Annotated in this window: 25 protein-coding genes; 17 read left to right on the top strand and 8 right to left on the bottom strand. The window is 40.6% G+C overall.

Annotated elements, in window-relative coordinates; genetic code table 11:
- Positions 1-37 precede the first annotated feature (37 nt).
- Positions 38-958 carry a sugar-binding transcriptional regulator gene (locus tag M3610_RS26110; protein WP_251463416.1) on the bottom strand — a complete coding sequence of 307 codons (921 nt, stop codon included), beginning with the start codon at positions 956-958 and terminating at the stop codon, positions 38-40.
- Between the two features lie 345 nt (positions 959-1,303).
- On the opposite strand from M3610_RS26110, the gene M3610_RS26105 reads away from it, so the two are divergent.
- Genes M3610_RS26105 through lsrF form a run of 6 tightly spaced genes read left to right on the top strand, consistent with a single transcriptional unit; the run spans position 1,304 to position 7,001 of the window.
- On the top strand, positions 1,304-2,821 hold the full coding sequence (locus M3610_RS26105; protein WP_251463415.1) for a sugar ABC transporter ATP-binding protein: 1,518 nt from the start codon (positions 1,304-1,306) through the stop codon (positions 2,819-2,821).
- Positions 2,808-3,791: an ABC transporter permease gene (locus tag M3610_RS26100; RefSeq protein WP_251463414.1), complete on the top strand. Its 984-nt coding sequence runs from the start codon at positions 2,808-2,810 to the stop codon at positions 3,789-3,791. The genes M3610_RS26105 and M3610_RS26100 overlap by 14 nt, the downstream gene beginning before the upstream one ends.
- 20 nt (positions 3,792-3,811) lie before the next feature.
- A complete protein-coding gene (locus M3610_RS26095; protein ID WP_251463413.1) occupies positions 3,812-4,810 on the top strand; it encodes an ABC transporter permease in 999 nt (332 codons plus the stop codon).
- 14 nt (positions 4,811-4,824) lie between these two features.
- Positions 4,825-5,892 carry an autoinducer 2 ABC transporter substrate-binding protein LsrB gene (gene lsrB, locus M3610_RS26090; protein WP_311315860.1) on the top strand — a complete coding sequence of 356 codons (1,068 nt, stop codon included), beginning with the start codon at positions 4,825-4,827 and terminating at the stop codon, positions 5,890-5,892.
- Between the two features lie 10 nt (positions 5,893-5,902).
- Positions 5,903-6,091, top strand: coding sequence for a hypothetical protein (locus tag M3610_RS26085; RefSeq protein WP_251463412.1), 189 nt, complete (start codon positions 5,903-5,905; stop codon positions 6,089-6,091).
- A gap of 31 nt (positions 6,092-6,122) precedes the next feature.
- Positions 6,123-7,001 carry a 3-hydroxy-5-phosphonooxypentane-2,4-dione thiolase gene (gene lsrF, locus M3610_RS26080; RefSeq protein WP_251463411.1) on the top strand — a complete coding sequence of 293 codons (879 nt, stop codon included), beginning with the start codon at positions 6,123-6,125 and terminating at the stop codon, positions 6,999-7,001.
- Positions 7,002-7,508: 507 nt separating this feature from the next.
- Here lsrF and M3610_RS26075 read toward each other — a convergent pair.
- The 4 genes from M3610_RS26075 to M3610_RS26060 are packed head-to-tail and all read right to left on the bottom strand — an operon-like array spanning position 7,509 to position 8,541.
- Positions 7,509-7,745, bottom strand: a complete 237-nt coding sequence (locus tag M3610_RS26075; protein WP_098576302.1) for a spore germination protein — start codon at positions 7,743-7,745, stop codon at positions 7,509-7,511.
- Positions 7,746-7,801: 56 nt separating this feature from the next.
- Positions 7,802-8,035: a spore germination protein gene (locus M3610_RS26070; RefSeq protein WP_098576303.1), complete on the bottom strand. Its 234-nt coding sequence runs from the start codon at positions 8,033-8,035 to the stop codon at positions 7,802-7,804.
- The gene (locus tag M3610_RS26065; RefSeq protein ID WP_098576304.1) at positions 8,032-8,298 is read right to left on the bottom strand and encodes a hypothetical protein; all 267 of its coding nucleotides are present in this window, start codon (positions 8,296-8,298) and stop codon (positions 8,032-8,034) included. Before M3610_RS26065 ends, M3610_RS26070 begins: the two co-directional genes overlap by 4 nt.
- Before the next feature lie 9 nt (positions 8,299-8,307).
- Positions 8,308-8,541, bottom strand: a complete 234-nt coding sequence (locus tag M3610_RS26060) for a hypothetical protein (RefSeq protein WP_251463410.1) — start codon at positions 8,539-8,541, stop codon at positions 8,308-8,310.
- 222 nt (positions 8,542-8,763) lie between these two features.
- Here M3610_RS26060 and M3610_RS26055 point away from each other — a divergent pair, with 222 nt between their 5' ends.
- Positions 8,764-9,237 carry an Hsp20/alpha crystallin family protein gene (locus tag M3610_RS26055; protein WP_251463409.1) on the top strand — a complete coding sequence of 158 codons (474 nt, stop codon included), beginning with the start codon at positions 8,764-8,766 and terminating at the stop codon, positions 9,235-9,237.
- A gap of 54 nt (positions 9,238-9,291) precedes the next feature.
- Positions 9,292-10,134, top strand: coding sequence for a hypothetical protein (locus tag M3610_RS26050; RefSeq protein WP_251463408.1), 843 nt, complete (start codon positions 9,292-9,294; stop codon positions 10,132-10,134).
- Positions 10,135-10,865: 731 nt separating this feature from the next.
- On the opposite strand, the gene M3610_RS26045 is transcribed toward M3610_RS26050, so the two are convergent.
- The gene (locus tag M3610_RS26045) at positions 10,866-11,696 is read right to left on the bottom strand and encodes a hypothetical protein (RefSeq protein ID WP_251463407.1); all 831 of its coding nucleotides are present in this window, start codon (positions 11,694-11,696) and stop codon (positions 10,866-10,868) included.
- A gap of 297 nt (positions 11,697-11,993) precedes the next feature.
- Between M3610_RS26045 and M3610_RS26040 the strand changes: the two genes are divergently transcribed.
- Positions 11,994-12,389, top strand: coding sequence for a VOC family protein (locus tag M3610_RS26040; RefSeq protein WP_251463406.1), 396 nt, complete (start codon positions 11,994-11,996; stop codon positions 12,387-12,389).
- Between the two features lie 29 nt (positions 12,390-12,418).
- Here M3610_RS26040 and M3610_RS28185 read toward each other — a convergent pair whose 3' ends face one another.
- Positions 12,419-12,550: a hypothetical protein gene (locus M3610_RS28185; protein WP_285851489.1), complete on the bottom strand. Its 132-nt coding sequence runs from the start codon at positions 12,548-12,550 to the stop codon at positions 12,419-12,421.
- Positions 12,551-13,230: 680 nt separating this feature from the next.
- Here M3610_RS28185 and vanR point away from each other — a divergent pair.
- The 6 genes from vanR (at position 13,231) to M3610_RS26010 (ending at position 19,656) form a co-directional block, all read left to right on the top strand.
- Positions 13,231-13,926 (top strand): vancomycin resistance response regulator transcription factor, VanR-F/VanR-M family, encoded by a 696-nt coding sequence (gene vanR, locus M3610_RS26035; protein ID WP_251463405.1) that lies wholly within the window; start codon positions 13,231-13,233, stop codon positions 13,924-13,926.
- Positions 13,919-15,022 carry a HAMP domain-containing sensor histidine kinase gene (locus M3610_RS26030; protein ID WP_251463404.1) on the top strand — a complete coding sequence of 368 codons (1,104 nt, stop codon included), beginning with the start codon at positions 13,919-13,921 and terminating at the stop codon, positions 15,020-15,022. The genes vanR and M3610_RS26030 overlap by 8 nt, the downstream gene beginning before the upstream one ends.
- A 101-nt stretch (positions 15,023-15,123) precedes the next feature.
- Positions 15,124-16,029: a VanY-A/VanY-F/VanY-M family D-Ala-D-Ala carboxypeptidase gene (vanY, locus tag M3610_RS26025; protein ID WP_251463403.1), complete on the top strand. Its 906-nt coding sequence runs from the start codon at positions 15,124-15,126 to the stop codon at positions 16,027-16,029.
- Complete coding sequence (locus tag M3610_RS26020; RefSeq protein ID WP_251463402.1) at positions 16,026-16,538, top strand: VanZ family protein; 513 nt, start codon at positions 16,026-16,028, stop codon at positions 16,536-16,538. The genes vanY and M3610_RS26020 overlap by 4 nt, the downstream gene beginning before the upstream one ends.
- A 5-nt stretch (positions 16,539-16,543) precedes the next feature.
- Positions 16,544-17,452 (top strand): Gfo/Idh/MocA family protein, encoded by a 909-nt coding sequence (locus tag M3610_RS26015; RefSeq protein WP_251463401.1) that lies wholly within the window; start codon positions 16,544-16,546, stop codon positions 17,450-17,452.
- A 254-nt stretch (positions 17,453-17,706) separates the two neighbouring features.
- Entirely contained in the window at positions 17,707-19,656 is a 1,950-nt protein-coding gene (locus M3610_RS26010; protein ID WP_251463400.1) for a GDSL-type esterase/lipase family protein, read from the top strand.
- A gap of 124 nt (positions 19,657-19,780) precedes the next feature.
- On the opposite strand, the gene M3610_RS26005 is transcribed toward M3610_RS26010, so the two are convergent.
- Entirely contained in the window at positions 19,781-20,218 is a 438-nt protein-coding gene (locus M3610_RS26005) for a VOC family protein (RefSeq protein WP_251463399.1), read from the bottom strand.
- A 215-nt stretch (positions 20,219-20,433) separates the two neighbouring features.
- On the opposite strand from M3610_RS26005, the gene M3610_RS26000 reads away from it, so the two are divergent.
- On the top strand, positions 20,434-21,462 hold the full coding sequence (locus M3610_RS26000) for an ATP-binding cassette domain-containing protein (RefSeq protein WP_251463398.1): 1,029 nt from the start codon (positions 20,434-20,436) through the stop codon (positions 21,460-21,462).
- The gene (locus M3610_RS25995; RefSeq protein ID WP_251463397.1) at positions 21,459-22,271 is read left to right on the top strand and encodes an ABC transporter permease; all 813 of its coding nucleotides are present in this window, start codon (positions 21,459-21,461) and stop codon (positions 22,269-22,271) included. The genes M3610_RS26000 and M3610_RS25995 overlap by 4 nt, the downstream gene beginning before the upstream one ends.
- Positions 22,272-22,592 lie beyond the last annotated feature (321 nt).

The raw sequence follows: 22,592 nt of genomic DNA, 5'->3' as shown, positions 1-22,592 counted from the left end.
TTAGCAACTCTTCCTTTCTATCATAATCAGGAGCATTTCATTCAATGAGATTTTTAGCCACCACCTCATCTGTTATTAATACATCGATATAGCCCCCTTTTAGGGCGCCGATAATCGCTTCCGTTTTTTCGGTTCCTCCTGCCACGGCAACCACATGGTTCAGTGATTTTAATAAATGGATATCGGTACTAACTAGCTGCTTATGCAAGGGAAGATCTAGAACCTGGCCATTTCGATCATAAAATTGGCTTAATAAATCTCCTGCAGCCCCCAATGATTTATAGATTTCCATTTCATGCGTGCTCAAATATCCTTCCTTTACAAGGGTGGCCCGTTCGTTTACTGCTCCAATGCCGATGATGGTAATGGTAGAATAAGGAATCATTTCAAAGATTTTCTTGATTGGTTTTTCATGAATTAACTGTTGGGCGAGGTGCTCTGTAGATGTTAATAATGGGGCTGGCATAATGTAATGGGTGTAATTGGGATTGGTGTAATAATCGGATGATGAATCGATCGCTGTGGGAATGTAGAATTTGACGCCCCCGGATAGCGAGACGAAGGTGACTTTATATTTCGTTGAGATATTTAAATGTCCCAAAGTTCCTGAAACGGCTTGCCCATACCCAACATTAATCATGGTGTCGCTGGTAATTCGGTCTTGGATATAGTGGGCGGCGGCTTTTGTCAGACTATTTAACGGATTTTCGTTAGAGGCGGGAACGATATAAATATCTTGTAATTGATATTTCTGCTTGATTTGATTCTGCCAATCGATGTTGACCAATTTTTCCAGGTTAATTTTAAATTGGATAATGTTATTGGCTTTCGCGATCTCTAGGTATTTAATCACTTTCATTCTTGATAGATTTAAAGACTCGGCGATCTCATTTTGCGTCATTCCTTCAATGTAATATTTCCATGCGATTTTTATGATCAGGCTATTTTCATATAACATGTTCTTCACTCTTTACAGTTTATTTTTGAAACAAAAGTTTTATGTTAAAACAATTGCGATACTTTTGCATGACGGTAGAACAAAAGTAACGGCCCAATCTCCTATCGTTATGAGTCGATCATCCTTCTCTATTGTCATAAGCATGTAATGAATAGTGTGCCTAGTTCATATAATCTACGAGGGAATCATTCATTGGGTGTTAAGGCTTGTTTTTTAAATTTGCAATATCAAAGATCTATAGAAGGGTTACTAGCAATAATATGTTTATTCGTTAATAAAATGTATGAATCCGTAATAGATTTATTAGTAAGCGGTTACAAAAATAGTCTAAGGGAGGGGGTTAGGATGAAAGCGCCGAGGAACTTAGTGAGATTGGAGAATATTCGGAAGGCCTTTAACCGAAACATTGTTTTGGAGGGTGTTTCATTAGAACTGAATGAGTCAGAAGTGATAGCGATCATCGGCGGTAATGGAGCAGGGAAGAGTACCTTAATGAAAATCCTCACAGGGATCTACAAGGCGGATGACGGGGTTATTGAGATTGCTGGTGAAACGGCGGATCATCTCAATCCTTCTTCGGCCCATGAAAGAGGCATTTATTTAGTCCCACAGGAACCTTTGCTATTCCCCAATATGACGGTGGAACAAAACCTCACGATTGGATTTAGTAATGATAAACATAAAGTCAGAGAAGAATCGGCAAAGCTCATTATAGAGTTAGGCTGGAATCTTGATTTGAACCGGTTAGCGGTTACATTAAGTATCGCTGAGCAGCAACAGCTTGAGATCATAAAGGGACTATTAAGAAAGTCAAAAGTGTTGATTCTGGATGAGCCCACCTCAACCTTAACGTTTTCAGAAACAGAGTCATTATTCAAAGTGATTAAACAGTTAAAAAATGCTGGGGTTGGAATCTTCTATATTACCCACCGTCTTGATGAAGTCTTTCAGATTTCCACCCATGCCGTCCTATTACGGGACGGAAGGGTAACGCTTCAAGGGAAAATTGAGGAGTTCACGAAAGACCTGTTGATTCAAGGGCTGCTCCCAGTTGGAAATAATAAAAATCATTACGAAGATCCATTCAACAGGCGAGGGGCTGCTCGCGAGGAAGAAGAACCGATCCTTAAAGTGGAAAACATCGTTGGCGATGGATTTAAGAATATTAGTTTTGAAGTTTATAAGGGAGAGGTAGTGGGTCTTGCTGGGCTGGTCGGTGCCGGAAGAACAGAGATTGCGGAAGCGATTTACGGTATTCATCCAATTGAGAGTGGAAAGGTCTATCTGGATGGAAAGGACATTACCAAGTTATCCGTAAATGAAACGGTTGAGAGCGGGTTGGCTTATATACCGGAAGATCGATTTTTGAACGGTATTTTTTCGATCACCTCCGTGAGAAATAATATCACCTCTCAACTGATAAAACGACACGGTTTTTTTACCAAGAAAAAGGTAGAAGAACAAGTGGCTGGTAAGTATATTGATCGATTAAGGATTAAGGTGAATTCTGGGGAGGATGAAATCAAATCTCTTTCAGGCGGTAATCAACAGAAGGCTGTGATTGCAAGGGCGTTATCCATGAACCCTAAATTAATCATTATGGATGAACCAACAAGGGGAATTGATGCGGCTGCGAGGGGTGACATCTACTCCATTCTGTCAGAATTAAAAAGCCAGGGATTTTCCATTCTCCTCATTTCCTCTGATTTAGAAGAAATCGAAAGAATGAGCGACCGCATCTATGCTGTCTATCAGGGGACCTGCGATGTTTGCCTACACGCAGACCAAATCAATGCGGTCAATGTGATGAAGGCAGCTTTTGGAACATTTAAAGGAAGTGATCAGACACATGCCAAGGGTTAGAAACATATTCAAGCAACGGGAATTTAGAACGTTCCTATTTCTAGTCCTTCTATTTATGGTTGTGGGTGTTATCAACTCTGACTATTTATCCTTACAAAATATCGATCGATCCTTGAAAAGCAGCTTGCTTTATATTGTTCTTGCCGTTGGGATGACCTTTGTTCTATTAACCGGGAATTTGGATATTTCAGTAGGCGGAACGCTGGGATTAAGTGCGGCTGTGTGTGGAACGATTCTTCGCGATGGAGGAACGATCCTTCTAGCTGTGATCGCTGCCATGCTTATTGGAGCGGTCGTTGGACTCATTAATGGATTTGGCGTGATCAAGTTAAAAATTTCTTCCTTTATTATGACGATAGCGATCCTTTCCATTACGAGAGTGATTCAAGTTATTTATACGGATGGAAAATGGGTAGAAAATATACCTGCGAACTTTAAAGAGCTTTCGAATATAGACATCTTTGGAATTAATTTATTATCCTTCATCGTCATTGCGGGAGTCATATTCGTTCAGTTATATCTATCTAGAAGCAGTAAAGGAAGGTATTACAACGCGATTGGTGATAACAAAGACGGAGCCATTTCCTTAGGGATTCCTGTGAATCGATATATTGCCTATTCCTTTGTCATTTCTGGCGTCTGTGCTTCTTTAGCTGGATTAATCTTTGTTAGTCAAATTGGCTTTGTCTCCACCAATGCTGGAGCAGGAATCGAGTTGACGGTGATTGCCGCCTGCGTTCTTGGAGGGGTGTCATTGATCGGCGGGATTGGGACGGTTGTTGGTGCGGCATTGGGAGCGATTATTTTAACGTCCATCAACTCTGCTCTGGTTTATATGAAAGTGCCGGCCTTTTGGAATGATACGATATCTGGTTCTCTATTAATCATCATTGTCGTGATTGATGCCCTGCTTGCGTTTCATGCGAATAAAAAGGCAAAGAAAGTAAGATTAAATGCGAGGGTTCTGTAAAAGGAGGTGCAGAAATTTTCATGTTAAATAAAATCCCGAAATGGAACCTTACCTTATTCGTCTTAATTATTGCTGAAATCATCGTTTTTGGAATGATTAATCCAAGATTCTGGAATGTCACCATCTTGTTAAATAGCTTTAACGATTTTATTGCGATTGCCATGATTGGCTTTTTTGTCACACTGGTCGTGATTACAGGTGGAATCGACATTTCAGGCGTTTCCATTATTGGGTTAACCTCTGTTGTCACGGGGCTTTTGTCGCAGGTGGCAGGAATCAATATCTGGGTTTCTATCCTTTGTGCGATTTGCATTGGCGGGGTATGCGGTCTTCTTAATGGAATTCTGATTGCGTATGGAAGGGTTCAAGCGATGGTCATCACCCTTGGCGGTATGCTTTTATATAGCGGGATCGCCATTGTGCTGGTGGGATTGTCTGGTGTCAGTACCTATGAGGGGATTTCGGGCTTTCCTGAGAGTTTTAGCAGCATTGCCAATGGAGAGATACTGGGAATCCCTCATGCTGTGCTTCTTTTTATCATCATGTTTCTCATGGCTTATATTCTCCTGCACCGCACAAGGTATGGCAGATATATATACTTGACAGGAATTAACCAAAACACCGCTGATTACTCCGGAATCCATACGAAAAGAATCATTGCTAGTACCTATGTTCTTTCAGGGTTAAGTGCTGGAATTGCAGGGGTTGTATTAACTTCCTATTTAGGCAGTGCAAGAGCTGATTATGGTGCGGAGTATCTAATGCCCATTCTCACCGTTGTTGTGTTAGGAGGGACATTCATCACAGGAGGTAAAGGGGGTGTTGTCGGGACAGCCTTAGCTAGCATTATATTAGGGTTTATGCAGATAGGATTGCAAATGGCCGGGGTCTCCACCCAATATATAGGATTAGCTACTGGGGTTCTTCTTATCGTATCTGTCGCATTCTTGGGCATAAATCCAGATTTCAGATTGAACATGAAGAGGATCTTAACACAAAAACAACATATTGGGGGTTAGCTACAGTGAGAAAAATAAAGTCTATTAAAATAGTAAGTTTGATGGCAATTCTGACATTATTATTAGCTGCCTGCGGATCCAATGAAAACTCTTCCGGAGACGGGGGTAAAAAGAAAGATCCGAAAGATATTCAGGTGGTTTTCATTCCAAAAATGACAGGGAATGCCTTCTTTGAGTCTGGAAACGATGGGGCCCAAGAAATGGCCAAGAAGGTTGGTTTTAAAGTGAAGTACGATGGTGCCCCTGAAGGTACGGTTGCGAATCAAGTACAAATTATTAATAGTGCCGTCAATAGCGGTGCGGATGCGATTGCCATTTCTTCCGTCTCTTCTGATGGCTTGAATCAAGCTTTGAAAAAAGCATTAGATGCCGGCATTAAAGTGGTCACATGGGACTCAGATGTGGATCCTAAATATCGTTCTGTTTATGTAGACCAAGGTACACCGGATATTCTAGGAAAAATGCTTGTTGACATGGCTGCCCAGCAAATGGATAAACCTGATGAGGCGAAGAAAATTGCCTGGTTCTATTCCAGCCCGACCGTTCCAGACCAAAACTCATGGGTGAAAGCCGCAAACCAATATATTAAAGAAAAATATCCAAAATGGGAATTGGTTACGACTCAGTTTGGTGATGCCAATGAACAAAAATCCTTACAAGTGGGAGAAAGTATTTTAAGTTCTTATCCTGATATTGATGCGGTCATTTGCCCGGATTCCACTGCCCTTCCGGCCATGGCACAAGCGGCTGAAAATAAAGGGTTAAAAGCGAGTGATGTGATTATTACTGGATTTGCTTCTCCTAATTCGATGAGACAGTTTATTGAGAATGGAACGATTACTAATCATGGGTTGTGGGATGTAAAGGATCAAGGTGCTCTTGCTGTGTATGTGGCATATTGGTTGGCTCAAGGGAAGGAATTAAAGGTTGGGGACTCTTTGGAAGTTCCTGATATGGGTTCCGTTAAAGTAGAGCCGAACACCATCCAAGGCTACGATTATACAGCAGATGATTCAGGTATTATTGTGCTGCCGGAACGGATTGTATTTACGAAGGATAATACGAAAGACTACGATTTTTAATAGTTAGGCTGTGTTACAGGTTAATGCTGGTTTTAGCACTCTGTTGATTGGAGTGGAAGGTACGAAGACTCCTGCGGGAGTACGGGGCAGGGGAGACCCCGCAGGAGCACAGCGACGAGGAGGCTCCCCGGCACGCCCGCGGAAAGCGAAGTGCCTGGAGCGGAAATCAACAGACAAGTTTAACACAGCCAATAGTTAAATAGAGTACTTGTTATAAAGGAGTTGGAGAAATGGCTGATACACAAGGCAACAGAAACGCAAAGGATTTTTCTGAGAATATACCGTTCGCGAACAATGGGAATTACCATGTAAAAGGAGCAAACCACCTTGATTGGGGAATGAAGGATCGGTTATCGAGAATCTTTAACCCGGACACAGGCAAAACGGTCATGTTAGCGTTTGACCATGGCTATTTCATGGGGCCAACTTCTGGGTTAGAGAGATTAGATTTGCTGATTCCTAGATTGGCAGATTATGCGGATTGTTTGATGGGTACGAGAGGGGCCATCCGCAGCAGTGTCCCGCCGACCTTTAATAAAGCGATCGCCTTACGGGCTTCCTCTGGTTCCAGTGTGCTCCAAGATGACCTGAGTCATGAATCCATGGTCGTTGATATAGAAGATGCCATTAAGATGAATGCCAGTGCGATCGCGATTCAAACCTTTATTGGCTCTGATGGGCAAAAGGAAACCATCGAAGAGTTAAACCGAGCCGTTAACCTTGGCTCAAGATACTCCATTCCAACATTAGGTGTTTGTGCGGTTGGTAAAGAAATGGAGCGGACCACGAGCTTCTTCTTGTTAGCGACAAGGATGCTGGCTGAATTTGGTGCACAACTTGTTAAAACGTATTACTGTGATGATTTTGAAAAAGTTGCCTCAGCATGCCCAGTCCCATTAGTAGTGGCAGGCGGTAAGAAATTACCAGAAAAGGATGCTCTAACTCTAGCCTATAACTCTATTCAAGGCGGAGCCGCTGGCGTCGATATGGGAAGGAATATATTCCAATCTGAACACCCCGAAGAAATGATTCAAGCGGTGATTAAGGTCGTTCATGAAGGGTTTACTGACAAAGAGGCGTTTGAGTTTTACCAGCATCTCATAAACTAATTTAACAAGGGTCAGTCCCCCGCTGCATTAAAGTAGTGGGGGACTGACCCTTTTTTCTATTGATCATATTACGAATCTCCGAATTGATTTCGAGCAGGTATGGGAATCAATAGGCGGAGAATTTCCGCCTATTGTAAAAAGAGGAGGCTTAAGAAGCAGATTTAAGCGGAGATATTCCGGTTAACTGCTATTAATATGACAAAATCCAAAGATTTGGACCATATAACCGGAAAAACCTCCCTTATTCTTAAGGAAATATAGGTATTTCCCAATTTAGCCGGAAATTTTCCTTTTATTTTTCATCATTCAAGAAAAATTAGACGGTTGGCATTTGGTGTGCCATTTTGTGTCATCAATCCCAATATCATATTGAACTCCGATGTGTATGATTTTATCGAAATTGCTGAGTTTTTAGCAGGAGTAAAATGGAGGGAATCAAAGTTAATAGAAAAAGGCGAGACCTAATTAATTTAGGAATCGCCTTTTTCACCATAAATGATATAAGTGTCAAACGACACTATTTTTAATAGAATTGCTGTCACTGACATCAGGGTCAACTATGTTATTGGAGGAGAGATTAACAGGGGATAAGTCACCGAGTACTTCTCCAAATGCCTGATTTCGCTTATAGGAAATAAATTGGTCAATTATTTGTAACGAACCCGTATTTGCGACTGCTCCATTGTCCACGCTATTAACTTTCACGCCCAACACATTGATGACCATCGGAGAAATAAAAAACATATAAACACTCCTAGTTTTTAATGTATACCCTAAGCTTAGGACGATGGAACAAGACGTTATAGAATACTTGATTTTACGGAAGAACTATCAACCATATCATTGTCAAACACCCATGAGGTTGATAACAGAGTAGGGGATAAGTCTCCGTTTTGTTCTCCAATTCCTTGATTACGCTTATAGGAGACAAACAAGTCTAAGTGCTGACATGGCCCTAGATTCACCACTGCTCCATTGTCCATACCATTAATTTTAATACCCAGAATATTTAGTGTAGCAGGAGCAAATGTCATGGGCTCACTCCTGGAATTGGCATTTTGGACGTCGAGTCAAAGGTAGAGTTGGAATCCAGTTGATCACGGTCATCCACGAAACTTCTTGTACCAAGAAAGTTGCTTCCGTCTCCCATATTTTGGCCGAGGCCCATATTTTTTTTGTCTGAATTATGCCATTCGGCTAGTAGGTTTTGCCCGACATTGATGGCTGAGGCATTCTCAAAAGAATTTACCTTTATGATATTGATATTAATGTTGATGTAAGGAACCGGACCAGACATAAAACCCTCCTAAGCATTTTTATTCTTTTGTGACAGGCTATCTTTAATCTCATTATCAATGGTTGAAGAGACGGTGAAAGCTCTAATTGTACCATCTGCAAATTGCTGGCCAATTCCTTGGTTTTTCTTTGCACTTACATTTTTGTTTTGAATCATCGTTGAATTTAATGATACTGAACTTAAATGATCAACATTATTCAGTTTTATACCTTTAATATTGATCGTCGATGGTAAAAAGAACATAGACCAGAATCCTTTCCGTTCAACCCCCGGGATACTTAAAGCCTATGCGGGACACAGGATGATTATGTTAGGACATTACGTGTAGATACATCATTCTGTTTTTTGAATTTTTTTAGGTAATTATCCTTTTTTCATGAATGATTTGATAAATCATAAATAGGATGAATATAGGATGCACATTTATAAATGGACCAGCTTTATACTTCTGAGGAGGATCCATACATGGATATGAATAAGATGTTACAATGGATGGATTTAGCAAAGAATTATCAATCCAATGACTTTTGGAGTGGGATTTTTGAGCAGCCCTCCTTTGATGAATTTATGAAAAGTAATTTTGATTTTGGTCAGCCCGGAGAGGCAAAATCAGAACCTGTCAGGGGAAAAAACTTTCCGCCAACCGATATTTATTTGACAGACAGAGAGGTTATATTGGTCGCCGATCTGCCTGGTTATTTAAAAGAAGATATCCAGTTGTCGGTATCAGGCATCAAGGTATTAATAAAAGGAAGCAAAAAAAACCTCATCCAAGGGGAGGTGGTACAGCAAGAAAGAAATACTGGAGATTTCGAGCGGATCATCCAGCTTCCGGAACCTGTGCTGCCCAAACAAGTTAGTGCAAAGTTTAGCAATGGCTTGTTGATTGTTACGTATAAACGGCATTATTTTAACGAAGAACAGGTGCCCATCGAATAAACAATACACAGTTTGTACTGAAGGAAAATAAATCATAGTTTGCGGGGATTTACTATGCCTATTAAAAGGATATTCGGCCGAAATAATGAGGAAAATTCGATAAACAGCACCAATGATTACGATAAGCAAATTCTACGGATCAACGCACTGGAAGTCCAAATGAAAAAATTATTAGAGTTTGAAAAAGAAATTCGGCTAGCGAAGTATGGAACTGACAAACTTGTGAAAGACAGGAGATCCTGGACCGAGCAGAAAAAAGTGGAGGCCAATAAGTCTGAACAGGAGTTTCACTCGAAAAGGAACGCTGAAAATAATCTGCAAGTTCAAAAAGTCAATGAGCTGTCACAAAGGATCGACCATCTGGAGAAACTGGTTCAAGAAATGATGAGGTTAAACCATCGTCCCAGGGAAAATAGGAGCTCCGGGCAAGAACAGAGTGACTCCTTCTCTATCATAAACAGGAAGGTTCGTGAGCTGGAGAAAAATTATCTAATGGTAAATGAGGTACAAGCTGGGATTCTCAAACAAATGGAAGAATTAGCAGAGAAGCTGGAAAATTGGGAGAAACCAGAAAGGGAAGAGACAGAGCAGCATCCTATTATCAATACATTGTATATTGATAAATTTTATTTAGATAAGTACGAACAAACCAATAATCTTGGCCAGATTGGCATTCATGAGTTGAGCGGGGCCCTAAATATTGGAGCGACCTATGGAAAAGATGTGGTTCCTAAACAAGTTACGGAGGAAATAAAAGAGGAAATGGAAAAAATCAAGGACGACATGGCGGAAAAGGAAAAGCCGCAAACTAGTACAGACGAAGCGGACAAGCCTCCAAAAGATGAATCATCGGATGAGGGGGAGGAAGAAGAGTACATTGAGATTGAGATTGAGTGAATGGTGAGGTCAATAGGGATCAGACCCTAAAAGGCTGAGGATTTCCGGCTAATGTAGGGGTTCTAGTTGAAACTTAAATCCATTCTGTGTTTCTTACGCAGGCGACATAAGTACCAGTTATTACACTAGTAAATGCTTTAGATGCGGTAAGCTAAGTAGAAATCATTATTAAGCAGTTGGGGGGGCTGACCCCCGCACATGGGATGGGATGATTATTTATCTGATGCAATATAGGGGAGTTTCTCCATCCAGCCGTTCCCTATGTAAATTTTCGCTGCATCTTCAACAAACCCTCGGATGTTTTTTAAGGTAAGGACCTGCCATAGAGCAATCCTCGTTGTAGATAACTTTCACTTTGCTTGATAAATAAACGGAAAAATTCCGTTTAAATTGGGAAATATCCATATTTCCTTATAGATAAAGGAACTTTTTCCGCTTATATGATCCAAATCTTTGGATTTTTTCTTATTTAGAGCAGTTAGGCGGAATCTCTCCGCTTATATTGCCTTTTAAGCTTCCTCTGCAAACATTAGCCGGAAATTCTCCGCTTATGAACTCTCCTACCTACAATTAAAAACTGTGCTGTTATAAGAATGGAGCTGTCGTGAGGGCGGAAAAACCAAATATACACAATCGAAAAGTTTCCAAACATCCAAAGTCTATGGTACACATTGACTCCCCCTCCTTATAGATTATCAAAAGGTTACACGTACTGCATGCAACAGCTGAATTTATAACGTTTTTTTATCCAAGCCTAACCGAAACTCAATTTTCGTATCATTTAAATCATACTTATCCTTGAGTAATTGATGAAAAAGTACGCAAAACTTATTCTCTGCGATTCCATAAAAATAGGCGAATGGATTTTTGACATTTCTGCTGAATTTCAGCTTCCTGATGAGCTGTTTAAAGGATTGGATGGCTACATTTTGGATGTGATGGATATCAAGGTCACCTTCGTAGCTGGATGCAGCTAAATTCACTGTTCTCCAATACTCTTCGATGGTCTTTGCCTCAGGAAAAAAGCATTTTACTAATTGTACGAAAGGCTGTGGAACTCGGTCGCTCACGTAGGTATGGTCTAATTCGGACGCTTCTTCTTTACGTTCTTTTATCTTTTGATCTTTTTCAGTTTTTGAAAGATTATTAGTTTCTTTAGGGTGGTTCAAGATTTCCTCTTTAGGTAGTTCATTTGAAGGAAAACGATTGATGATATATAAGTTACTAGATTGCGAACCATTCTTCCTTTCTGTTTCATAAACAGTGAGAATACCCAATTCTTTAGCTTTTTGGATCATTCGTTTAAAGGTAGAACGCGAGATTCCATTATGGTTGTATTCTTCGTGAATCGCTTTTAAGACCGTTCCAATTTTGGCATTGCATACGCCAGGTATTTTTGCAGAAAAACGAACCAGCCGCTTCAGCCCCACTAATTCTCCTTTAGAAAAATCTTGTTTGTGGAACGTTAACCACCTCTCGATATGTGAATTCAATTCCTTCAGCGAAGTAAATTGTGAAAACTGCTCGAATTCTTCAATATTGCCTGACTTTAAACCTGCCATTTCCGAACACCCTCTGCCGCATATTTTGTGCTTTCCAATTGTCAAATCAACAATTCTAGCACTTTCACCATAGCGGTTTTAGGAGCATGAATCGAATGACTAAAATTCAAATTTGAAGCCGTTTTTGGGGTGAAACGTGTCATTTTGGGGGTCAAATGTGAAATTTGAGGCCCATTTTTGCATTTTTAGCTATTTTTCCTATCAATTTAATATATCTTTAATGCAGTGCGTTGCTTTAGTTCACCAAGAAAATCCATTATACTAAATTTAGTACCTAATATTAGGAGGAGGATAAGAGTGGAAAAAATCACACCGTTTTTAATGTTTCAAGATGGCAATGCTGAAGAAGCGATGAATTTTTATATTTCCATCTTTGAGGATTCTCGAATTACCAACATTATTCGATATGGGGCTAATGAGGCTGGACCAGAAGGCACTGTCATGCAGGCTACTTTTACTTTAAAAGGGCAGGAATTCATGTGTATTGACAGTTTTGTCAAACATCAATTCACCTTTACACCGTCTTTCTCAAGCTTTGTTACTTGTAGTAATGAAGAAGAACTTGCCAATCTTTATGAGAAACTGATGGAGGGTGGACATGCCCTCATGCCATTAAACAATTATGGATTCAGCAAAAAGTTTGGCTGGGTCAATGACCGCTTCGGAGTTTCGTGGCAACTAAATCTTCCTTAACCTCTTTTAGGGATCAGTCCCCCACTGCTTTACCGTAGTGGAGGATTGACCCTTTTTTCTGCTTTCCCGTCAGTAATTACTCGGTCAATATCCAGATAAGGCTTCCCTTTTATTGCATCATTAGAAACAATTTTGACAGATCCCTTGCGATTGTCTTTCATCCAAATACTCCCTCCAAAATTTATAATAATGTTAGGGTGTACAATCTATAGATATTAAATACTGTATGATCTGTCCGAAAGCGCCCGAAGTTCGGACATGATTGCCTTTGAAAACACCATAAGCTGTCCGAAGAGTCCACGAATCGAATAATTATATAAGTTTATGAGAAACCCATTTGATTTTGTTGAAAGATGGATTATTTCCTGCGGAATGAATAAATGGACTTCGACATTCTTCTTGCTTACTTTGCTGCGGGAATTCAAATATATCAAAGCTTACAGAAGTTTTAACCAAACGTTTGAATAGTATAGCATATAGGGTATTTAGTCGAAAGCGTGTCGGGTGGTGACGATCACAGCTTAACCGACATTTTTCTCCTATTTTTCGTACATGTTTCATCAATTTATTTTTGCATAGTGAATGACTAAGCTAGATACATCAATGGCTGCAGGGGAACTAATCAAACGTTTGATTAGAGAGGAAACTTGTTGAAGATGGTCGATGGGAGTCCAGCGAAAACTTCACAAACGGGTCAGATTCTTGAATAAAAAAAGGAAATAATAGAAAATAAAATACAAGCCCTAAAATCTACCATATTAGCTTAGATTCCGCTGATAAGGTAACATCGAAAACGGAAATAAAAAATACTCAAATGCAACTTGATATAGGAGTGAAATAGATGAAACGGATATCGATTTTAATTGCTGATGATGAGGAGGAGATAGCGGATCTAATTGCCATCCATCTAGAAAAGGAAGGATACCATTGTCTTAAAGTAGCTGATGGGCAAGAGGCCATTCATGTTATCCAGACTCAGGTCATTGATTTGCTCATTTTAGATATTATGATGCCGAAAATGGATGGGTATGAGGTAACCCGCCAGATTCGGGAACAATATAATATGCCTATCATATTTTTGAGTGCGAAAACTTCTGATTTTGATAAGGTCCATGGACTCGTAATTGGGGCAGATGATTATATGACGAAACCATTCACCCCGATTGAATTGGTTGCTCGTGTGAATGCTCAATTGCGGCGTTTTATAAAGTTGAATCAACCCAAAGTAGATCATAAAGCGATCTTGGAGTTTGGCGGGCTGGTGATTGCTCCTGATCACCGTACCGTTATGCTCTATGGTGAAACCATCGAGCTGACGCCGAAAGAGTTTGATATTTTGTATTTATTAGCCAGTCATCCGAAGAAAGTTTATGGAGTAGAAAATATTTTTCAGCAGGTTTGGGGCGATGCCTACTTTGAAGGTGGGAATACGGTAATGGTGCATATTCGGACCTTACGGAAAAAACTTGGAGAAGATAAAAGGAAAAATAAGTTGATCAAGACCGTTTGGGGAGTGGGGTATACATTCAATGGCTAAATTTAAACGCAGTTTCCGCTCCAAAATCGTCACATTATTTGTTTTAAGTATGCTTCTGGGGGGTGCGATCACTTACTTCATCTTCAAAGGACTCCAGCTTTATTATCATACAACGGTTCGTCGTGAAGACCCCTTGGCTGCACTTCGTCAATTTATCGCAAGTATTGGAGACATAAACTTCTTTTTCCTGCTATTTATCTCCCTTTCAATCTTGTTTTTCTATTTACTCACCAAGCCCTATTCTACCTATTTCAATGAAATATCAAACGGAATTCATTATCTATCTCGCGGGGACTTTAAACATCGGGTTTCTATCCAATCAAACGATGAATTTGGAGATATTGGACAAGCAATTAATCTGGCAAGTGAAAAATTAGAGGAAGCCATCCAAAGAGGGGATTTTTCAGAAAACAGTAAGGAACAGTTAGTTGTCAATTTGGCCCATGATTTACGTACGCCGCTAACGTCTGTTTTAGGTTATTTAGATTTAATCCTTAAGGATGAGAAGTTGACTAAAGAACAGGTCAGGCATTTTTTAACGATTGCCTTTACTAAATCTCAGCGGTTAGAAAGACTGATCGATGAATTATTCGAAATCACTCGAATGAACTATGGCATGTTACCAATTGAAAAAAAGCAAATTAATGTAAGTGACCTGCTTCTTCAATTAAAAGAAGAAATGTACCCAATCTTCGAGAAAAATAACTTGATGGCCCGAATGAATATTCTGCCCCATTTACCTATTTGGGGTGACGGAGAGATGTTAGCTCGCGTGTTTGAAAATCTTTTGACCAACGCCAGTCGTTATGGATATGATGGACAGTTTGTAGATATTAACGGGTTTGTTGAGGCAGGGGAAGTGGTTGTTCAAGTTGTTAATTATGGAGATCATATTCCTCCGGATGAACTTCCATATCTTTTTGATATGTTTTATACCGGTGACAAAGCACGAACCCATCAAGAAGATAGCACAGGTCTTGGTTTATTCATTGCAAAAAATATTGTGGAGCAGCATGATGGAACCATAACAGCCGAAAGTAGTTTAATCCGGACTGTATTTGAAGTTCGTTTACCGCAGGAAATGGACCAAGTTTAAAAATTTCATTAAGGATTTAAGAAAAATTTAAATTTTACCCTACTCTTTTTTTAAAAAGTTTTTCCTATTCTAGTTTCTATCAGAAGAAGGAGGAACTTGAAATGAAGAAGTGGGGATTTTTATTGTTTTTATTTGTATGTCTGAGTTTTGCATGGGTCTATAAAATATGGTCTATTCAAGATAAAGTAGAGGTTCAAAGATATGAGCATTTAGATCAGAGCGAGACCTCTGAAAGTTTCGAAACGAGAGAGATGACAAAGGATCAGGTTTTTCAAGGAAATTTACTTTTGGTGAATAATGGGTTTCCGGTTCACCCAGAAAGTATAAAATCAGATGTTGTTAATCTATCTACTCATAAAGAAATGACAAAGGGATACGGTTTGCTTGCCAACGAGATAAAATTGTCAGCGGATGTTGCCCATAAATTTTCGGAGATGATCGCTGCGGCTGAAAAAGACGGGGTTCACCATTTTTCCATTAATAGCGGCTTTCGAGACTTTGATGAGCAAAGTGTCCTGTATCAAGAAATGGGGTCTGACTATGCCTTACCTGCAGGCCATAGTGAACACAATCTCGGTTTATCACTTGATGTAGGATCCACTCAAATGAAGATGGATGTAGCGCCTGAAGGAAGGTGGATCGAGAAAAACGCTTGGAAATACGGCTTTATTATACGCTATCCAAAGGACAAAACGGCCATCACAGGCATTCAGTATGAGCCATGGCATATTCGCTATGTGGGATTGCCGCACAGTGCGATTATGAAGGAAAAGAATTTTTCTTTAGAAGAATATTTGGATTTCCTCAAAGAACAAAAGGCTATTATCACTACTATCCATGGCGAAAAATATGAAATCACCTATTATCCTGTAAGCAAAGATACGACCATTCATGTGCCCTCCAATCTCAGTTGGGATCTATCAGGGAACAATATGGATGGTGTCATTGTGACCGTGTTTTCCACAACAGCACCTTCTGATCTCAAGGGGGCGAGGGCGGCGGAATGAAATTAATAAACAAAATGATTGTTTTAGCACTATTTGTTTTTTATATGTACGCAGTATTTAGAATTATTCTGTTTAAGTTCCACTGGAGAGATATGACCTTTCTCGTGCATCAACTCCAATGGAACCTGAGAAACCCTGAACTTCTCATGTACCAATGGCAAAGAGGGAATTTTACCCCGTTTCAAACCATATTCATTAATATTCACAGTCTATCGGGGTGGCATGATTTAAGTAATTTCGTTGGGAATATCGCCGCGTTCATCCCATTTGGAATGTTTCTTGTCCTATTGTCTAAAAATAAAGGGATGTCATTCATAGGTGTCTTCGCTCGATCTTTGAGTTTAAGTTTAGGCCTGGAATGCTTACAGGTTGTTTTCTCTCTCGGAATTTTTGATGTGGATGACCTACTATTAAACACCTCTGGGGGACTGCTTGGCTATGGTGTTATCAAGCTTTATACTAAATTTAAAGTAAACACATCAAGCATTGTTCCAGATAGAATGGAGTGAAGAAGATGAAAATAGCGATTATTGGATTGGGTGATATTGCTAAAAAAGCATACCTGCCAGTCCTTTCGGAAAAAGAAGGGATTGAATTAGTGTTATGTACAAGAAATCAAGACACGTTACACCGCTTCTCAAAAAAATATCGGATTCCAGAAAAGGTTCAGTCGGTCGAAGAACTGATCAAAATGGGCATCGATGCCGCCATTGTGAGTACGGCGACAGAGGCCCATTTTGAAATAGCTGAAACATTACTAAGAAATGGGATCCATACATACATTGATAAGCCGATATCCATGAATTTTCATGAAACCAAAACCATTGTCGAGCTGGCAAAAAAGAACGGTGTGATCGCCATGGTAGGTTTTAATCGAAGATTTATCCCGAAAGTCAACGAGCTGAAAGAGAAGGGAAAAGCCAACTTCATTATCATGCAGAAAAATAGATTTTCAGCTCCAGACTTTGTACGAAGGTTTGTTGTGGAAGATTTTATCCATGTTGTCGATACACTCAGGTTTTTAATGGATACTGAGGTCAGGGATGTCAAGGTAGAGTACCTTAAAAAGGGCGAAAAGCTGGAGCATTTGGTCATCACGCTTCTTGGAGAAGGCTGTACCGTTCTCGGGATCATGAACAGAAATAGCGGGGTCACAGAAGAAATCATTGAATACACGACAGGACAGGATAAATACGTCGTAAACAGTCTCGTAGAAACCACGCACTATCATAATAAAGAAGTAACTATTTCAAAATTCGGTGACTGGGAGCCGACCCTGTATAAACGCGGCTTTTATCAATTAATAGATCATTTTATTGATTGCGTTCAACATAAACGCAATCCGGAACCATCTATTGAAGATTCACTGATTACCCATGAAATTTGCGAGAAAATCGTGAAGTCTATTGATTCGAATGAATAGAAATGATTTCAAAATGTTCATATCAAAATACAAGAAGGTCCATTCCAGTCATGAACGGAAATGGGCCTTCTTGTATTTTTTTAGGTTTCGACTGCTTGCTTTTTCAACTAAAAAATACATCTTCTTAGTTTAGTAGGTTTCCATACTATTTATCTATAAAACATCTTCTAAAAACAGTACTTATATACTATACTATTAATGCAATATTTAAATTATTGCAATAGTTAGAAAGTTATATTTTAAGGGGGAATTTTATGAAGAAATCACTCTTCGCTATCGTTTGTGCGCTGGTTATGTTATCGATTCCTTTATCTGCCTATGCACATCCAGGTAGGACGGACTCTAACGGGGGACATTATTGCTGGACAAACTGTGAAAAATGGGGACTTTCCTACGGGGAATATCATTATCCGAATGGGAAAAGTTCAAGTGTAAGCCCAAAGGAAAGTACAAAAGTAAAGACCAGTAGCGCAAAAAAGAGCGGTTGGAAAAAATCGAATGGAAAACGATATTACTATGTAAAAGGTGTAAAACAAAAAGGTTGGAAGGTCATTGATCGTAAACGGTATTACTTTGACAAAAACGGTGTGATGAAGACGGGATGGCTTACATATAAAGGAGCTAAGTATTATTTAGATAAAAACGGCGTGATGAAAACCGGCTGGATCACCGTAAAAGGCAAAAAGTATTACCTTAATAAGTCAGGTGTGATGAAAAAAGGCTGGGTTACCGTGAGCGGCAAAAAATATTACCTTGATAAGTCAGGTGTAATGAAAACCGGCTGGGTCACCGTGAGCGGCAAAAAATATTACCTGGATAAGTCAGGTGTAATGAAAAAAGGCTGGGTCACCGTAAGTGGTAAAAAATATTACTTTGATAGTTCAGGTGTAATGAAAAAGGGCGGCTGGATCACCGTAAGCGGTAAAAAGTATTACCTGGATGGCTCAGGTGTAATGAAAACCGGCTGGATCACCGTAAGCGGTAAAAAATATTACCTGGATGGTTCAGGAGTCATGAAAACCGGCTGGGTTACAGTCAGCGGCAAAAAGTATTACCTGGATGGCACAGGTGTGATGAAAACCGGCTGGATTACCGTAAGCGGTAAAAAGTATTACCTGGATGGCTCAGGTGTGATGAAAACCGGCTGGATTACCGTAAGCGGCAAAAAGTATTACCTGGATGGCTCAGGTGTGATGAAAACCGGCTGGATTACCGTAAGCGGCAAAAAGTATTACCTGGATGGCTCAGGCGTGATGAAAACCGGCTGGATCACCGTGAGCGGTAAAAAATATTACCTGGATGGCTCAGGCGTGATGAAAACCGGCTGGGTTACCGTAAGCGGTAAATGGTATTATCTTGACAGCACAGGTGTGATGAAAACCGGTTGGTTAGATGTATCAGGGAAAAGGTACTACCTTAATACCGACGGGTCAAGGGTCACAGGCTGGAAGCAAATCAATGTCAAATGGTATTTTTTCAATAAAGATGGAGTAATGGCAGCCAATACCACAGTGGATGGATATAAATTAGGTGCGGATGGAGCACGGATTCAAGTTCAATATGTTGCTTTAGGTGATTCCCTAGCGGCTGGTATGACTCCTTATGGCGTAGATAGAATTCCGGTAGACGGAGTAGATTTAGATTGGGGATACCCAAATTATATTGCTGCGAACTTTGAAAAGTCCTATCAGTTGCTAGATTTTGATAACTTTGGTGTGTCTGGATATAAAACGGATCATGTCATAGCTGATTTCAGTAGAGCAGACGTCCAAAAAGAAATAAAAGAAGCCACTCATGTCACGATTGATATTGGGGCGAATGATCTGCTTGCCGTCCTTCCAGCTATTCAGGCAAATCCAACTCAGGCACCAGCAGAGCTTGGGAAAATTTCTGTAAAGTTAAACACCATTTTAAGCACAATCGACCAATTGAATCCGAATGTGAAGGTTTATGTGATGGGCTATTACAACCCATTCCCATATATCACAGATGTGCAGCAAAAAGCGCAGTTAGAACAATTATTACTCTTATTTAATGGACAGATTCAATCACTGGCCATACAGAATGGTGATACATTTGTACCAACTGCACAAGTTATTAATGTAGAAAATTTTGCAAATTACCTTCCAAATCCAGCGAACATTCATTTGAGTCTCGCAGGCTATCAAGTAGTGTCGGAGGAATTCTGGAAAGTGATGAATTAATCGTAGAATAGAATAGTAATAGATTACATTAGGCTGCCATACACTATGACAGCCTAATTTTTTTCAGCTAACGCAGCGGATGGTGCATGGAGAAATCTTTAAAGCTGGTGGTCCAACTCCATATTTAGCTGATTTTCTCCGCCAACTCTAAAATAATTCCCTCTGGGCCGCGAACGTAGCATAGCTTATAACTATCTTCATATTGCTGTATCTCACTAAAGATTTCCGTGCCCTTCTTTTTCAATTTGGCAACAATTGCTTCAATATCTTCAACAGCAAAGCAAATATGCCGGATACCTAGCGTATTTGCCAAAGGTTCCTGAATACCATTTTTATCTGCCGGCGTATAAAATTTGACTAACTCGATCCATGCCTGACCATCTGGCATCCCCATTCCTACACATGCCGTTTTAACATTATTCAGCCCAACGATCTTGTCCAACAGTACTCCATCCAATTCCCATTCCGCCTGCACTTCAAGTCCTAAATCAAGAAAAAACGCTTTAGCCGCTGAAAGATCATTTACGTTAATACTCACATGATCTATTCTATTGATCTTCATATCTCATACCTCCTAATACGCCTACAATTTCCCGTCTTTGACCACCATTATAGAGCGATAGTTCGAATCATGGCAAATATCATTAATGAATCCTAACACAGCATTTTTAAAAGCCCATGTAAATAAAGGGGCAAGCCTAGATGAAATTTGTTCATCTTGAATTCACAAATGTTTGGTACTCTCGTATGTATTCAGATTGATGAGGAGGAGATGGAATGAATCTTATAAATAGAAAAACCGCCTTTCCGGAAAATGGAGATTGGGCGGTGGAGGCGCGTGGACTTGTTAAAACGTTTGGCGACAATCGTGCTGTTGATGGGGTAGATTTGAACGTACGTGCAGGAACCATCTACGGTGTCCTTGGTCCCAATGGAGCAGGGAAAACGACCACCATCAGAATGTTGGCGACACTTTTGCGAGCAGACGAGGGTTCAGCAAAGATTTTTGGTTATGATGTTGTAAAAGAGGCACAGATTGTACGTCAACTCATTGGAGTGACTGGACAGTACGCGTCCGTTGACGAGTCACTTAGTGCAACGGAGAATTTGGTCATCTTTTCTCGATTGTTAGGACTAGGCCGTGCGGAATCAAAGCGGAAAGCAAACGAGTTGTTGGAGGAATTTGGCTTAACGGAAGCGGCCAAACGTCCATTGAAAAATTTCTCTGGTGGTATGCGCCGCCGATTAGATTTAGCGGCAAGTCTGATTACACAGCCGCCGCTGATCTTCTTGGATGAGCCGACCACCGGATTGGACCCGCGAACACGTAATCAAATGTGGGAGACCATCCGCCGATTGGTAAAGATGGGATCCACGGTATTGTTAACGACGCAGTATTTGCAAGAGGCAGATGAACTTGCGGATCGGATAGCGGTTATCGATCATGGCCATGTGGTTGCCGAGGGAACGGTGGACGAATTAAAAGCGTCGGTTGGGAACTCCTCGTTACATTTGCGATTAGAGGATACAAAAGATATGGAGAATGCTCGTCAAGCAGTTGAACGGGTACTCAAAGTGAAGTCGAGTGTGTCGTCCGAAGGTGTAAAGATTATTGCACCAATGGCCGATGCAAATAAAGTGACGGACTTACTGATCGCGTTCCGTGAGTCAGGAATTCAGTTGGCGGAGTTGAGTGTGCAAAAACCAACACTCGACGAAGTTTTTCTAAACCTTACGGGTCATGGTGTAGAGGACCCGTCAACATTGCCAGGTAAATCGGGAGAAGCAGTGGAGGTGGGCATATGAGGAATCATACGAAGTCGTTTTCTGAGCGCCCATTAAAGAATAACACGAGTTTCGGTCAAACAGTCAGTAACTCATTCACCATGGCCTATCGTGGATTGTTGAAAATTCGCCGCACACCTGAACAATTATTTGATGTTACGCTTCAGCCCATCATTTTCACTCTGATGTTTACTTACATTTTTGGCGGGGCGATCTCTGGGAACGTCCAGAACTATTTACCCGTCATTATTCCTGGGATCCTCGTTCAAACGGTGATTTCAACCTCCATTGTCACTGGCGTCCAGCTGCGGGAGGACATGGATAAAGGAGTGTTTGATCGATTTAAGTCATTGCCGATCGCGCGAATTGCTCCGTTAGCAGGAGCATTGCTGGCAGATAATATTCGGTATACCATTGCGACCGTGCTTACTTTTGTTATGGGATATATTATGGGGTATAGACCTGATGGGGGTCTAGGTTTTGTCGTCATCGCTGGCATCCTTGTGATTGCATGCTCTTGGGCCATTAGCTGGATTTTTGCCTTCTTCGGTGTGATTGCACGGACGGCTTCAAGCGTACAAGGAATCTCGATGCTCGTGCTGTTCCCACTTACGTTCCTTTCTAATGCGTTTGTTCCAGTTGAAACCATGCCCAATTGGCTTCAGTGGTTCGTGAAGATCAATCCCGTGTCGCATCTTGTGACAGCTGTTAGAGAGCTTGCCAATTCGGGAACCATTGGGATGGATTTCGGCATCTCCCTCATTGGGGCTGCTGTCATTGTCGCCATCTTTGCACCGATCACCGTACGTGCATATATGCGCCGAGCGTAGAAAGGATTTAGCTGAGGGGGGGCATGTCCCCTTTGCCTTATTCAGTTGAGTTGAGCACCCCAGTGGATAAATAGACGGAAAAATTCCGCTTATTTCAAAATTATTATAAAAAAAGGCTAAAATAGGCGGAGAAATTCCGCCTATTTACTCAAAAAACGCCGAGATGGGAGGTTTTGCACTGCATAACCGGAAAAATGAGACTGTCGATTAAGTTTGAGTTTTTTCCACTCCTACACCATATTTCACATACTTTATGGATTTTATTGGATTTTTTCACAAGCTTTTATTGTTTTTATGTATATTTGCCTGCCCAAGGCCTTC

It is taken from the genome of Neobacillus sp. MER 74 (assembly GCF_023714155.1).
The sequence above is the reverse complement of the archived record's forward strand: the minus strand, read 5'-3'. Positions and strand labels throughout refer to the sequence as shown.

What these genes read in the sequence shown, in the direction of transcription:
- M3610_RS26110 (WP_251463416.1), bottom strand. Translation starts at nt 958, where the DNA reads ATGTTATATGAAAATAGCCTGATCATAAAAATCGCATGGAAATATTAC.
- M3610_RS26105 (WP_251463415.1), top strand. Translation starts at nt 1,304, where the DNA reads ATGAAAGCGCCGAGGAACTTAGTGAGATTGGAGAATATTCGGAAGGCC.
- M3610_RS26100 (WP_251463414.1), top strand. Translation starts at nt 2,808, where the DNA reads ATGCCAAGGGTTAGAAACATATTCAAGCAACGGGAATTTAGAACGTTC.
- M3610_RS26095 (WP_251463413.1), top strand. Translation starts at nt 3,812, where the DNA reads ATGTTAAATAAAATCCCGAAATGGAACCTTACCTTATTCGTCTTAATT.
- lsrF (WP_251463411.1), top strand. Translation starts at nt 6,123, where the DNA reads ATGGCTGATACACAAGGCAACAGAAACGCAAAGGATTTTTCTGAGAAT.
- M3610_RS26075 (WP_098576302.1), bottom strand. Translation starts at nt 7,745, where the DNA reads ATGTTTTTTATTTCTCCGATGGTCATCAATGTGTTGGGCGTGAAAGTT.
- M3610_RS26070 (WP_098576303.1), bottom strand. Translation starts at nt 8,035, where the DNA reads ATGACATTTGCTCCTGCTACACTAAATATTCTGGGTATTAAAATTAAT.
- M3610_RS26065 (WP_098576304.1), bottom strand. Translation starts at nt 8,298, where the DNA reads ATGTCTGGTCCGGTTCCTTACATCAACATTAATATCAATATCATAAAG.
- M3610_RS26060 (WP_251463410.1), bottom strand. Translation starts at nt 8,541, where the DNA reads ATGTTCTTTTTACCATCGACGATCAATATTAAAGGTATAAAACTGAAT.
- M3610_RS26055 (WP_251463409.1), top strand. Translation starts at nt 8,764, where the DNA reads ATGGATATGAATAAGATGTTACAATGGATGGATTTAGCAAAGAATTAT.
- M3610_RS26050 (WP_251463408.1), top strand. Translation starts at nt 9,292, where the DNA reads ATGCCTATTAAAAGGATATTCGGCCGAAATAATGAGGAAAATTCGATA.
- M3610_RS26045 (WP_251463407.1), bottom strand. Translation starts at nt 11,696, where the DNA reads ATGGCAGGTTTAAAGTCAGGCAATATTGAAGAATTCGAGCAGTTTTCA.
- M3610_RS28185 (WP_285851489.1), bottom strand. Translation starts at nt 12,550, where the DNA reads ATGAAAGACAATCGCAAGGGATCTGTCAAAATTGTTTCTAATGATGCA.
- vanR (WP_251463405.1), top strand. Translation starts at nt 13,231, where the DNA reads ATGAAACGGATATCGATTTTAATTGCTGATGATGAGGAGGAGATAGCG.
- M3610_RS26030 (WP_251463404.1), top strand. Translation starts at nt 13,919, where the DNA reads ATGGCTAAATTTAAACGCAGTTTCCGCTCCAAAATCGTCACATTATTT.
- vanY (WP_251463403.1), top strand. Translation starts at nt 15,124, where the DNA reads ATGAAGAAGTGGGGATTTTTATTGTTTTTATTTGTATGTCTGAGTTTT.
- M3610_RS26020 (WP_251463402.1), top strand. Translation starts at nt 16,026, where the DNA reads ATGAAATTAATAAACAAAATGATTGTTTTAGCACTATTTGTTTTTTAT.
- M3610_RS26015 (WP_251463401.1), top strand. Translation starts at nt 16,544, where the DNA reads ATGAAAATAGCGATTATTGGATTGGGTGATATTGCTAAAAAAGCATAC.
- M3610_RS26010 (WP_251463400.1), top strand. Translation starts at nt 17,707, where the DNA reads ATGAAGAAATCACTCTTCGCTATCGTTTGTGCGCTGGTTATGTTATCG.
- M3610_RS26005 (WP_251463399.1), bottom strand. Translation starts at nt 20,218, where the DNA reads ATGAAGATCAATAGAATAGATCATGTGAGTATTAACGTAAATGATCTT.
- M3610_RS26000 (WP_251463398.1), top strand. Translation starts at nt 20,434, where the DNA reads ATGAATCTTATAAATAGAAAAACCGCCTTTCCGGAAAATGGAGATTGG.
- M3610_RS25995 (WP_251463397.1), top strand. Translation starts at nt 21,459, where the DNA reads ATGAGGAATCATACGAAGTCGTTTTCTGAGCGCCCATTAAAGAATAAC.